This window comes from Curtobacterium sp. MR_MD2014, assembly GCF_000772085.1.
Classification (GTDB): domain Bacteria; phylum Actinomycetota; class Actinomycetes; order Actinomycetales; family Microbacteriaceae; genus Curtobacterium.
This window is the reverse complement of the sequence record NZ_CP009755.1, coordinates 3310103-3322855: the sequence shown is the minus strand read 5'-3', so window position 1 is coordinate 3322855 and position 12753 is coordinate 3310103. Positions and strand designations below refer to the sequence as shown.

Genomic DNA, 12753 nt, shown 5'->3' with positions numbered 1-12753 from the left:
GTGCTTCCGGTTGTTCGGCAGCACGTCGCACCACGCACCACCACCACCACACCACACCGAACCGCGGGAGGATGAGCACGTGAAGCGCGGGAAACTCCGGGTGCTGCTCGGCGCCGCTCCGGGTGTCGGCAAGACGTACACGATGCTCGAGGAGGGCCACCGGCTGCGTGCCGAGGGCCGGGACGTCGTCGTCGCCGTCGTCGAGACCCACGAGCGAGCCGCCACCGCAGCCCTGGTCGACGGTCTCGAGCTCGTGCCCCGCCGCGTCGTCGAGCACCGCGGCGTCGCACTCGACGACATGGACCTCGACGCGGTCGTGGCACGGGCACCCGACGTCGCCCTCGTCGACGAACTCGCGCACACGAACGCCCCGGGCAGCCCGAACGAGAAGCGCTGGCAGGACGTCGAGGAGCTCCTCGCCGCCGGCATCAGCGTCATCTCGACCGTGAACATCCAGCACATGCAGTCCCTCGGCGACGTCGTGCGTGAGATCACCGGCACGGTGCAGCGCGAGACCGTCCCCGACACCGTGGTCCGCGCCGCCGACCAGATCGAGGTCGTCGACCTGTCGCCGGCGTCCCTCCGCGAACGGCTCTCGGACGGGCTGGTCTACCCGGCCGCCCGCATCGACGCGGCGCTGTCGAACTACTTCCGCCTCGGCAACCTCACCGCACTTCGCGAGATCGCCCTGCTCTGGCTCGCCGACGAGGTCGACGACGCGCTCAAGGCCTACCGCGCCGAGCACGGCATCGACCACCGGTGGGAGACCCGGGAGCGCGTGCTCGTCGCGTTGACCGGCGGTCCCGAGGGCGAGACCCTGCTGCGCCGCGGTGCCCGCATCGCCGCCCGCAGTGCCGGTGGAGAGCTCGCGGCCGTGCACGTCACGACGAACGACGGGCTGCGCGAGCGCCACCCCGGCGCGCTCGGCAAGCAGCGCGCCCTGCTCGAGCAGCTCGGCGGGACGTACCACCAGGTGGTCGGCGACGACGTGCCGAGCACCCTCGTGCGCTTCGCGAAGTCGGTCGACGCGACCCAGATCGTGATCGGCGTCAGCCGTCGCAGCCGCCTCGCCGCCGCACTGACCGGGCCGGGCATCGGCAACACGGTGGTCCGTGAGTCCGGCGACATCGACGTGCACGTCGTCACGCACGAGCGCGCCGGCGGCGGGTTCGCCCTGCCGAAGCTCGGCGGCAGCCTCTCGCGCGGCCGGATCGCCGCGGCGTTCGCGGTCTCGCTGCTGCTCGGCCCGCTGCTGACCTGGCTGCTGTCGCTCGGCAGCGACCCCGACTCGATCACGGTCGACGTGCTGTCGTACCAACTGCTCGTGCTCGTCGTCGCCCTGACCGGCGGGATGTGGCCGGCGGTCTTCACCGCGGTGCTCTCCGGCCTGAGCCTCGACTACTTCTTCGTGCAACCCCTCTACATGGTCACCGTCCAGCAACCGTGGCACCTGGTGGCCCTCGTGATGTACGTGATCAGTGCCGTCCTGGTCAGCTTCGTGGTCGACCGGTCCGCCCGCCGCAGTCGAGCCGCCCGTCGCGCGGCGGCCGAGTCCGGGCTGCTCGTCGGGATCGCCGGCAGCGTCCTCCGCGGCGACGACGCCCTGCAGGCGCTGCTCGACCGCACCCGCGAGGCGTTCGGGTTCACCGGCGTGCGGATCCGGCAGGGCGAGGAGGTCCCGGCCACGTCGGGGACGTTCGCCGACGGGCCGGACGCGACCACGAGCCTCCCGTCCGGTGCCGTCCTGGAGTTCTCCGGCGCTCCCGACGACCCGACCCAGCGCCGGCTGCTGCGCGTCGTCGAGCAGCAGCTCGACGCCGCGGTCGAGCACCGCCGACTCACCCGCACCGCGGTCGACGCCGAGCGGATCGCGGCGGCCGACCGGGTACGGAGCGCCATCCTCGCGGCCGTCGGCCACGACGTGCGCCGGCCGATCGCGGCGGCCTCCGCCGCCGTGCAGACGTTGCGGGCGTCCGACATCCAGCTGTCGGCACCCGACCGGGAGGCACTGCTCGCCACCGCCGACGAGAGCCTCGGTCAGCTGGCGGTCCTGCTGGCCGACCTGCTCGACGTCAGCCGGGTCCAGGCCGGGGTTCTCGCCGTCACCCCGCTGCCCACCGCGCTCGAGACGGTCGTCGCCCCCGCGCTCGACGAGCTCGAACTCGGGCCGGACGACGTCGACCTCGACCTGCCCGCCGACCTGCCGCCGGTCCTCGCCGACCCGGTGCTCCTGCAGCGCGTCGTCGTCAACCTGCTCGCGAACGCGCAGCGCTACGCGCCGGAGGGCACCCGGGTCCGGGTCGCCGCCAGCGCCTTCGGCGGCGGGGTCGAGCTGCGTGTCGCCGACCACGGACCCGGCATCCCCGAGGACCGCCGCGGCGAGGTGTTCCAGCCCTTCCAGCGGCTCGGGGACACCGACAACGAGACCGGCCTCGGCCTCGGGCTGGCCCTCGCCCGCGGGTTCACCGAGGGCATGGGCGGAACCATCGAGGTCGACGACACCCCGGGCGGCGGGCTCACCGTCGTCGTGCGGCTGCCGATCGCCGGACACCTGGGAGTGGATGTCAAGTGAGCACGAAGGTCCTCATCGCCGACGACGACGCACAGCTCGTCCGCGCCCTGTCCGTCACGCTCGCCGCGCGCGGGTACGACGTCGCCACCGCCCGTGACGGTCGGGCCGCCATCGACGCCGTGATCACCGAGCGCCCCGACATCGTCATGCTCGACCTCGGCATGCCCCGACTCGACGGCATCGGGGTGCTCGAGGGCATCCGTGCGTGGTCGCAGGTGCCGGTGCTCGTGCTCTCCGGGCGGACCGACTCGTCGGACAAGGTCGACGCGCTCGACGCCGGAGCGGACGACTACGTGACGAAGCCGTTCCAGATGGACGAGCTGCTCGCCCGACTCCGAGCCCTCGGACGGCGGCAGGCGTCGGCCGCGGCGACCGCGGGGGTCACGCCGACGGTGACGATCGGCGATCTGGTCGTCGACCTCGTCGCGAAGCAGGTCACCCCGCCGACCGGCCCAGCGATCCGGCTCACCCCGACCGAGTGGCGGCTGCTCGAGGTCCTCGTCACGAACCCCGGGCGGCTGATGACCCGCGAGATGCTCCTGACCGAGGTGTGGGGTCCGACGCACGGCAACGACTCCGGGTACCTGCGGCTCTACATGGCGCAGCTGCGGCGGAAGCTCGAGCCCGAGCCGTCGCACCCGCGGTTCCTCGTGACCGAGTCGGGCATGGGGTACCGGTTCGACCCGAGCGGGGCCTGAGCCCTCCCTTCAGCGCCGGTTCAGGCCGCGCCGCCATGCTCGGACGATGCGTGTGCTGGTCGTCGACGACGAGGTGCGGCTCGCGGACGGCATCCGCGCCGGGCTGCAGGCCGAGGGCTTCGCCGTCGACGTCGCGCACGACGGGGTCGACGGGCTCTGGTACGCCCGTGAGCACCCGTACGACGCCATCGTCCTCGACCTGATGATGCCGGGCATGAGCGGCTGGAAGGTGTGCGAGACGCTCCGCGCCGAGCAGGACTGGACCCCCGTGCTCATGCTGACCGCGAAGGACGGTGAGTGGGACCAGGTCGACGCCCTCGACGCCGGTGCCGACGACTACGTGACCAAGCCGTTCTCGTTCCCGGTGCTCGTCGCGCGTCTCCGTGCGCTCGTCCGCAGGGGGTCCCGGGAACGACCGACGGTCCTCCGGGCCGGCGACCTGCGTCTCGACCCGGCGGAGCGACGGGTGTGGCGGGGCGAGGAGCTGCTCGACCTGACGAGCCGGGAGTTCACGGTCCTCGAGTACCTCATGCGGCACGCGGGTCAGGTGCTGTCGAAGCGCGACGTCATCGCGAACGTCTGGGACGACGACTTCGCGGGCGACCCGAACATCGTCGAGGTGTACGTCGGGCACCTGCGCCGGAAGGTCGACCGGCCGTTCGGCCGGACCGCGATCGAGACCGTCCGCGGGGCCGGCTACCGCCTGGACGCCGACGGTGGCTGACCGGTCGCGGCGGGTCCGACGGCCGCGCAGCATCCGTGCACGCGCGACGGGAGGCGCGGCGGTCGTCGTCCTCGTCGCGCTCGTGATCGGGGCGGTCGCCTTCGTCTGGGTCCTCCGGAGCTCGCTGTCCGACGGCGTCCGGTCGTCGGCCGAGCAGACGCTCGACGGCCTCTCCGCACGGGTGGAGGCGGACGGTGTCGCCGCCGTCGAGGCCGAGGGCGACGACGTGCTCGCCCAGCTGCAGGACGGCACCGGCCGGGTGCTCGCGCGGGCCGAGGACAGTCCCGACGCGGCCCTCTCCGGCGCCGAGGAGTCCCGGTACCGGCACGACGGCGAGCGCTGGTCCCTCGTGTCCGACGACGTCGAGCTGCCGGACGGCACCGAGGGCGTGCTCGTCGTCGGGCTGCCGCTCGAGGACGCCGACGCCGCCGTGCGGACCGTGTCCGTGCTGCTCGTCGTCGCCGTCCCGGTCGTCGTGGCCCTCATGTCGCTCGTGACGTGGTTCGTCGTCGGTCGAGCGCTCCGTCCGGTCGACCGGATGCGCCGCGAGGTCGACGACGTCGAAGGCACGAACCTGCACGCGCGCGTGGAGGAACCGGGCTCGGGGGACGAGGTCGACCGTCTCGCCGTCACGATGAACCGGATGCTCGCGCGGCTCGAGGCGTCGCAGCAGGCCCAGCAGCGCTTCGTCTCGGATGCGTCGCACGAGCTGCGGTCCCCGCTCGCGACGATCCGGCAGCACGCCGAGGTCGCCCGGGCGCACCCCGACGTCACCGGGACGGCCGAGCTGGCCGCGGTCGTCCTCGACGAGGGTGCCCGTCTGCAGGACCTCGTCGAGTCGCTCCTCCTGCTCACCCGTGTCGACGAGCGGGGCCGTACCCGTGACCGGGCGGTGGACCTCGACGACCTCGTGTTCGCGGAGGGGTCGCGGTCCGCGGGGGCCGGGGTCGTCCGCGTGGACGTGTCCGGTGTCGCTCCCGCGCGGGTCGGCGGGGACGACCGGCTGCTCGCCCGGGCGGTGCGGAACCTCGTCGACAACGCCGTCCGGCACGCCGTGAGCACCGTGACGGTCACGCTCGTCGGGACCGGCGACGACGCGGTCCTCACCGTCGACGACGACGGGCGGGGGATCCCGGAGCAGGACCGGCAGCGCGTGTTCGACCGCTTCGTGCGGCTCGACGAGGGCCGTGCCCGGGACGCGGGTGGGTCGGGGCTGGGGCTCGCGATCGTCGACGCCGTCGTCCGGGCGCACGGCGGCAGCACCGCGGTCTCGACGGCCCCGGCGGGCGGAGCCCGGTTCACGGTCCGGCTCCCGCTGCTGCACGACTGATGCGCTGCCCGAGGGGCGTGCCGGACGCCCCCGGCGTCACCCCAGGTGGCTTCAGGCCTGCTTCAGTGCCCGTTCCGCAGGCTTGCCGCATGCAGACCACGACGAAGACCACCGCCCGCCGCATCGCCCTCCTCTCCGCGCTCCCGCTCGTCGGGGCGCTGGCGCTCGCCGGCTGCGCCGGTGACGACGACCGCGACGACACGGCCGCCCCGGCTGCCTCGGCACCCTCCGTGACGGCGACCGACGGCAGCGCGAGCGGCAGCACGGGCAGCGGCCGCACGGGCAGCGGTTCCGACGCAGCCGGGAACGACGCCCTCGGAGCCGCTGCGGAGACCGCACGGGAGGCCGTCGGCTCGGGTACCGTCACCTCGATCGAGCAGGAGGCCGGCGGTACCTCGTGGGAGGTGCTCGTCGTGACCGCGGACGGCAACGAGCAGGAGGTCCACGTGGCCGCCGACGGGGAGCGCACCACCGCCGGTCCGACGGAGGACACCACGGACGCCGAGGACGTCGCGGAGAACCAGCGGTTCGTCGACGCCGCAGACCTGTCCGTCGAGCAGGCAGCATCCACGCTCGTCGAGACGGTGCCCGGCACGGTCACCGAGCTCGGACTCGACGACCACGCCGGCACGGTCGTCTGGGAGGGTGACGTCCGCGACGACGCCGGGACGAAGCACAGCATCCGGATCGACGCCGGCAGCGGCGAGGTCGTCACGAACACGGTCGACACCGACGACTGACCCGCAGAAGGGCGCCGACGCCCGGGTGGCGGGGCACTGGCGGGTGCGTGTCGTGTCCGTGTCGTGGTGCTGTCGCCCCGGGCGTTCCTAGGCTCGGCACCATGAACGAGATGCGGATCGCCACCCTCCGACGTGAGCGCGGCTGGACCCAGGAACGGCTGGCCGAGGCGAGCGGCGTGGCCGTCCGGACCGTGCAACGACTCGAGGGCGGGAACGACGCGAGCCTCGAGACCCTGTCCGCGATCGCCCGTGCACTCGAGGTCCCGGTGCGGGAGCTCTTCGCGCAGGACGACCCCGCGGAGCTGGAGCCGGGCGTGCGCGGGCTCGACGAGCGGACCGAGGCCGCCGCGGCTGCGGCGGCGTCGGAGCAGGCCGCGCGTGACCGGTTCGTCGGCGGGTTCTGGTCGCTGTACTCCGCGGTCGGGATCGCCTTCGGGATCCTCGCGGTCCTGCTCCTCGTCCTGCACGTGTGGTCCCCGCTGGTGTTCCTGCTCGTCGGGGCGTACTGGGCGGTCGGGCGGTTGGCCGGACGGTTCCTGCTCGACTCGGTGCTCGGCCCCTGGCTCGACCGGCGCTGGCCGCTGTCGTCGGCGACCGACGTGCCGGTCCGTGCCGCTCGCTGAGCCGACGCCGGTCCGCGTCGGGCCGGACGACGTCGACGAGGTGCACGCCTTCCTGTCGGCGTGCGACCTGACGGTCGCGGGGCTGTCGGACCCGGGCGTCCGGCTCTGGGCGCTCCGTGGTCAGGGCGGCGCCGTCGTCGGCACCACCGGGTACGAGACCGGGCCGGACGGGAGGCACGCCCTCCTCCGCAGCGTCGCCGTCGGACCGGCGCTGCGTGGCTCGGGTCGCGGTGCGGCGCTCGCTCGGTTCGCGATGGCGGAGGCGACGGCGGGCGGGGCACGACGGGCGTGGTTGTTCAGTCGGCGGTCCGGGCCGTTCTGGCAGGGCCTCGGCTTCGCGCCGGCCGATCGCGCGGAGCTCGCGACCGTGCTCGCCGGCACGACGCAGGTCGAGCTGTTCCGCGCAACCGGGCAGCTCGGGGACGAGGTCGCGTGGAGCCGGCTGCTGGTCCCGCCCGTACCGGTCCCTTAGGGGCGTCCAAGGCTGCGCCGACGATCCGCGCACGTCGGGATCGCACGCTCGGGGGCATGACCCAGACGATCCCCGCCGAGCGCCCGCGCCTGCTCCCGCCACCCATCCGTCCGCACGGCGTCCGCGACCGCCTGGTCGGTCTCGTCCGCGGCCGTGCGGACACCGCGCGGTGGGAGCGCCCCGCGTTCCTCGGGCTGCTGCTGGTGACCGCTGTCCTCTACGTCGTGAACCTCGGCGTGAACGGCTGGGCGAACGCGTTCTACTCGGCAGCGGTGCAGGCGGGGAGCCAGAGCTGGGAGGCGTTCTTCTACGGCTCCTCCGACGCAGCGAACGCGATCACGGTCGACAAGCCGCCGGCGTTCCTCTGGGTGATCGGCATCTCCGTCCGGTTGTTCGGGCTGAACTCGTGGTCGATCCTCGTGCCGCAGGCGTTGATGGGCGTCGCGTCGGTGGCGGTCCTGTACCGGATCGTCCGGCGCCGGTTCCCGGCCGGTGCCGCCCTGACCGCGGGTGCGGTCCTGGCCACGACCCCGGTCGCGACCCTCATGTTCCGCTACGACAACCCGGACGCCCTGCTCGTGCTGCTCACCGTCGGGGCGATCGCCCTGACGCTGCGCGGGATCGAGTCCGGGCGGATGCGGTGGGTCGTCTGGGCCGGCGTGCTCGTCGGGCTCGGCTTCCTGACGAAGCAGCTGCAGGCGTTCCTCGTGCTGCCGCCCCTGGTCGGGGTGTACCTCCTCGCGTCGCCCCGCCCGGTGCTCCGGCGGATCGGGCACCTGTCCGCGGCGGCGCTCGCCGTGGGGGTCTCCGCCGGGTGGTGGGTCGCGATCGTCGAACTCGTGCCGGCCTCGGCTCGGCCGTACGTCGGCGGGTCGCAGACGAACAGCTTCCTCGAGCTGACCTTCGGCTACAACGGGCTCGGCCGGGTCACGGGCGACGAGACGGGGAGCGTCGTGCCCGGCGGGACGACCGGGGCGGGGTCGTGGGGCTCGACCGGCCTGACCCGGCTGTTCGGCTCGGAGTTCGGCACGCAGGTGACCTGGCTGCTGCCGACCGCGCTCGTGCTGCTCGTCGTGTCCCTCGTCGCGCTCGGGGTCCGTCGCCGCCGTGACCCGCGGCTCGCGACCGTGCTGGTGCTCGGCGGCTCGTTGCTCGTCACCGGGCTGGTCTTCAGCTTCATGGGCGGGATCTTCCACCCGTACTACACGGTGGCGCTCGCGCCGTACATCGCGGGCGTGGTCGGCATCGGCGCCGGGCTCCTGTGGGAGCGCCGCGCGGTGCTCGCCTGGCGCATCGTCGCCGCCGGCGTCGTCGCCCTCTCCGGAGCGTGGTCGTCCGCGCTGCTGTCCCAGGCGTCGTCGTGGCAACCGTGGATCCGGTGGGTGGTCCTCGTCGTGGCCGTCGTCGGGACCGTCCTCGTCCTGCTGCCGCCGCGCGGTCGGGGCCTCGCGGGGGCGACGGTGGCGACCGTGCTCGTCGCGGCGCTGCTCGGGCCGACGGCGTTCTCGGTGCAGACCACCACGGTCGGGCACACGGGTGCGCTCCCGTCGGCCGGGCCGAGCGTCACGACGAGCGGGTTCGGCGGCGGTCGCGGCGGCGCGCCCGGTGGTCAGGGTGGTCCCGGCGGCCAGGGAGCGCCCGGCGGCCAGGGAGCGCCCGGCGGTCAGGGCGGCCCCGGCGGAGCACCGGGCGGCCAGACCGGCCAGAACGGGACCGGCCAGAACGGGACCGGCCAGAACGCGACCGGCCAGAACGGGACGCGCCAGAACGGGACGAGCCAGAACGCGAACGGCCCGGGGACCGCGGGCGGCGCCGACGGCGCCACGAACGCCCCCGGCGGCGGCACGAACCTGCTCGGCGGTTCGACCGAGGTGTCCGACGAGGTCGTCGCCGCGCTGTCCGCGGACGCCGACGAGTACACCTGGGCCGCCGCGACCGTCGGGTCGAACAGCGCCGCCACGTACCAGCTCGCGACGGGCGACCCCGTGATGGCGATCGGCGGCTACAACGGCACCGACCCGGCCCCGACCCTGGCGGAGTTCCGGACACTCGTCGCCGCGGGGAAGGTGCACTGGTTCGTCGGTGGCAGCACCAGCACCAGCACCAGCAGCAGCGGGAGCGACGCCGCAGCCGAGATCGCCGAGTGGGTCGCCGCGCACTACGAGCCGACGACGGTCGACGGCGTGACGATGTACGACCTCACGCCGGCGTCCTGACCACGGACACCGCCGGTACCGCCCGCGTCCCCCGGACACGAGCGGGCGGTACCGTCGATCCGTGACCATCGAGCTGCGCCGGGTGACCGCCGAGGACTGGGCCGTCTGGCGCCCGGTCCGCCTCGCCGCCCTCACCGACGCGCCGCAGGCGTTCGGCTCCCGCCTCGAGGACTGGCAGGACGCTCCGGAACACCGCTGGCGCACCCGGTTGTCGCTGCCGGGCGCGGTCGACCTGCTCGCGGTCGAGGAGGGCGACACCGTCGGGATGGCGAGCGGGGTCCCCGACCCGGACGACCCCGCGCTGGCCGAGCTGATCTCGATGTGGGTCGCGCCGGGCGCCCGCGGTCGGGGGCTCGTCGCACGCCTCGTCGACGAGGTCGCCCGCGTGCTCGTCGTGCAGGGGACCGAACACCTCGAGCTCTCGGTGATGCCGGACAACGACCGCGCTCGCCGGGCGTACGAGCGCATCGGGTTCAGCGCGACGGACACCCCCGGTGACCGGCTTCCGGACGGCCGGACCGAGACCGTGATGCGCCGCGACCTCAGCGCCGAGCGCACGCTCCTCGCGTACGAGCGCGGCGCCGACCGCTGGACGGAACGGACCGACGACCACCGCGCGGGACTCGTCGACGACCTGCTCGGCCTCGTGCCCGGCGGCGCCCACGTCCTGGAACTCGGCTCCGGCCCAGGTCGGGACGCGGACGCGCTCGAGGCAGCGGGCCTCCGTGTCGACCGGACCGACGGCACCACGGCGTTCGTCGACCGGCTCCGCGCCGCCGGCCACGAGGCCCGCGTGCTCGACGTCCGCCGCGACGGCTGGGGCGGCCCGTACGACGCCGTCGTCGCGAACGCGGTCCTCCTGCACGTCGCGCGGTCGGACACCCCCGCCGTGCTCGAGCGCGCGCGCCGGGCGGTCCGCCCCGGTGGCGTCCTCGCGGCGACGGTGAAGCGGGGCGACGGTGACGGCCAGGGTGACGGCTGGAGCGACCGGAAGCTCGACGACCCCCGCTGGTTCACCTACTGGGACGAGGACGCCCTCGCGGCAGCCGTCACGACCGCCGGGTGGCACGACGTCCGGGTCCGTGAGACCACCCGCCCCGGCGCCGAGGAGCGCTGGCTGACCGTGACGGCCCGTCGGCCCGAGGAGGACCAGCCCGACGAGGAGGACCGACCGTGAACCGAGCACTCCGATGGACCGCCTGGGTCGTCACCGTGGTGGTGCTGCTCGCGGTGGTCTTCCTCGTGTACGCGAACATCGTCATGCAGGGCACCAGGAGCGCTGCGCTGCAGGTCTGGCGGGATGATCGTGTGGCCGTGCGCGACGTGGGCGACAGCGTCGTGATGACCCCGACGGGCAGCGACGACGGCAAGGGGATCGTCTTCATCCCGGGCGCGAAGGTCGACCCCTTCGCGTACCTGGCGACCTTCCGCCAGGTCGTCGCCTCGGGCACCACCGTCGTCATCACGAAGCCGACGCTGAACCTGGCGTTCTTCGACACCCGCCCGTTGGCGACCTTCGAGGCGCACGCACCCGGTGTCCGCACCTGGGCGGTCGGCGGCCACTCGCTCGGCGGCGTCCGCGCGTGCCAGCTCGCGCAGGACGCGGACGGTCTGCTGCTGCTCGGCAGCTACTGCGCGGACGACATCGCTCGCTCGTACGTCCAGGTCCTCAGCGTCTCCGGCTCCCGCGACGGCCTCTCGACGCCCGACAAGGTCGCCGCCGCCCGCGACGAACTCCCCTCCACGGCGCGGATGGTCGAGATCGAGGGTGCGAACCACGCCGACTTCGGCGCGTACGGCGACCAGCCCGGCGACCGCGCGGCGACGATCTCACGCGAGGACGCGCGGGCGCAGATCAGCGCGGCCGTCCAGGACTGGGTGCGCACCCTGGGCTGACGCGACCACACGACAGACCGGAGGCTCGGTGCCAGCCGGCACCGAGCCTCCGGACCGTCGGCTGATCGGGGAGTGATCAGTGGATGCGGCCCGCCTCGTGGTCGCGACCGGTCCGGCGACCCGTCGCGCGGGCGACGAAGTACAGCACCACGCCGACGGCCAGCAGCAGGGCGGCGTACAGCCAGACCTGCCCGCTCTGCTGCGTGAGCAGCAGGATGCAGGACGCCACCCCGAGCACCGGCACCCACGTCCACACACGGAAGTGGTCGTGCTCGACCCTGTCCTTCCGCAGCACCAGCACGGCGACGTTCGTGCTGATGAACACGAACAGCAGCAGGAGCACGACGGTCTCGGCGAGGGTTCCGACGTCACCGACGAGCGTCAGGAGCATCGCGACGACGGTGGTCGCGACGATGGCGACCCACGGCGTCTTCCGGTTCGGCAGGACCTTCGCGAGCAGGGCGGGCAGGAGCCGCTGCTCCGCCATGCCGTACGTGACGCGGCTCGCCATGATCATCGTGAGGAGCGCGCCGTTCGCGACGGCGACCAGGGCGATGAGGCTGAACACCCAGTCGGGGATCGGCACGCCGGTCGCCGACACGACGGCCAGCAGGGGGCCGCTCGACCCGGACAGCTCCGAGGCGGGCAGGGTGATCGAGCTCGCGAGCGCGACGAGCACGTAGACGACGCCGGCGGTGGCGAGGGAGCCGAACAGCGCGCGGGGGTAGATGCGACGGACGTCGCGGACCTCCTCGGCGATGTTCGCCGAGGTCTCGAAGCCGACGAACGAGTAGTAGGCGACGATCGCGGCGCTCAGGGTCGCGAGTGCGGGGTTCGCCTCGGCGGGGAAGGCGCCGATGCGCGAGACGTCGCCGCCGCCACCGCCCAGCATGACCGCGACGACCACGATGACGATGACCAGGCCGGAGACCTCGATGATCGTCATGACGACGTTGCTGCGCAGCGAGTCGGAGATGCCCCGGGCGTTCAGGCAGGCGACGAGTGCGAGGAACACGATCGCCGTCGGCACCGGCGGCAGGTCCACGAAGGTGCCGAGGTAGTCGCCCGCGAACGCCAGCGAGAGCCCCGCGGCGCTCGTGACACCGGCGGCGAGCATGCTGAAGCCGACGAGGAACGACACGATCGGCGTCCGGTACGCCCGCTCGGCGAACACCGCGGCGCCACCGGCCTTCGGGTACTTCGTCACGAGCTCGGCGTACGAGCCCGCGGTCAGCAGGGCCAGGAGCAGCGCGAGGACCAGTGGTGCCCAGAGCGCGCCGCCGACGTCCTTCGACAGGGTGCCCATGAGGGCGTAGATGCCGGCGCCGAGCACGTCGCCGAGGATGAAGAGGAACAGGAGCGGGCCGGTGATCGCCTGCTTGAGCTTCGAGCCCGAGCCGTCCTGGGCCGTCGTGGTGGTGCTCATGTGGTGCCTTCCGTCACGCCCAACCTCGACGGGGAGCGGTCCGAGCGCTCCCGGAA

11 protein-coding genes are annotated in these 12753 nt (G+C 73.7%); 10 read left to right on the top strand and 1 reads right to left on the bottom strand.

The features are described 5' to 3' along the window. Window positions 1-79: 79 nt before the first annotated feature. From NI26_RS15400 to NI26_RS15355, 10 genes are all read left to right on the top strand, one after another. Window positions 80-2572: an ATP-binding protein gene (locus NI26_RS15400; protein WP_066657223.1), complete on the top strand. Its 2493-nt coding sequence runs from the start codon at window positions 80-82 to the stop codon at window positions 2570-2572. Then, complete coding sequence (locus NI26_RS15395; protein ID WP_066657220.1) at window positions 2569-3270, top strand: response regulator; 702 nt, start codon at window positions 2569-2571, stop codon at window positions 3268-3270. The genes NI26_RS15400 and NI26_RS15395 overlap by 4 nt, the downstream gene beginning before the upstream one ends. Before the next feature lie 46 nt (window positions 3271-3316). Next, window positions 3317-3994 (top strand): response regulator transcription factor, encoded by a 678-nt coding sequence (locus tag NI26_RS15390; RefSeq protein ID WP_066657217.1) that lies wholly within the window; start codon window positions 3317-3319, stop codon window positions 3992-3994. Then, window positions 3987-5324 carry a sensor histidine kinase gene (locus NI26_RS15385; protein WP_066657214.1) on the top strand — a complete coding sequence of 446 codons (1338 nt, stop codon included), beginning with the start codon at window positions 3987-3989 and terminating at the stop codon, window positions 5322-5324. Before NI26_RS15390 ends, NI26_RS15385 begins: the two co-directional genes overlap by 8 nt. Before the next feature lie 89 nt (window positions 5325-5413). After that, window positions 5414-6064, top strand: coding sequence for a PepSY domain-containing protein (locus tag NI26_RS15380; RefSeq protein WP_066657204.1), 651 nt, complete (start codon window positions 5414-5416; stop codon window positions 6062-6064). 101 nt (window positions 6065-6165) lie between these two features. Beyond that, complete coding sequence (locus NI26_RS15375) at window positions 6166-6687, top strand: helix-turn-helix domain-containing protein (RefSeq protein WP_066657202.1); 522 nt, start codon at window positions 6166-6168, stop codon at window positions 6685-6687. Then, window positions 6674-7159 carry a GNAT family N-acetyltransferase gene (locus tag NI26_RS15370; RefSeq protein WP_200884119.1) on the top strand — a complete coding sequence of 162 codons (486 nt, stop codon included), beginning with the start codon at window positions 6674-6676 and terminating at the stop codon, window positions 7157-7159. Before NI26_RS15375 ends, NI26_RS15370 begins: the two co-directional genes overlap by 14 nt. Before the next feature lie 56 nt (window positions 7160-7215). After that, a complete protein-coding gene (locus NI26_RS15365) occupies window positions 7216-9375 on the top strand; it encodes an ArnT family glycosyltransferase (protein WP_066657200.1) in 2160 nt (719 codons plus the stop codon). A 61-nt stretch (window positions 9376-9436) separates the two neighbouring features. After that, a complete protein-coding gene (locus tag NI26_RS16320) occupies window positions 9437-10552 on the top strand; it encodes a bifunctional GNAT family N-acetyltransferase/class I SAM-dependent methyltransferase (RefSeq protein WP_081985146.1) in 1116 nt (371 codons plus the stop codon). Further along, complete coding sequence (locus tag NI26_RS15355) at window positions 10549-11271, top strand: alpha/beta hydrolase (protein WP_066657198.1); 723 nt, start codon at window positions 10549-10551, stop codon at window positions 11269-11271. The genes NI26_RS16320 and NI26_RS15355 overlap by 4 nt, the downstream gene beginning before the upstream one ends. Before the next feature lie 76 nt (window positions 11272-11347). On the opposite strand, the gene NI26_RS15350 is transcribed toward NI26_RS15355, so the two are convergent. Further along, entirely contained in the window at window positions 11348-12697 is a 1350-nt protein-coding gene (locus tag NI26_RS15350) for an APC family permease (protein WP_066657195.1), read from the bottom strand. Window positions 12698-12753: the final 56 nt, after the last annotated feature.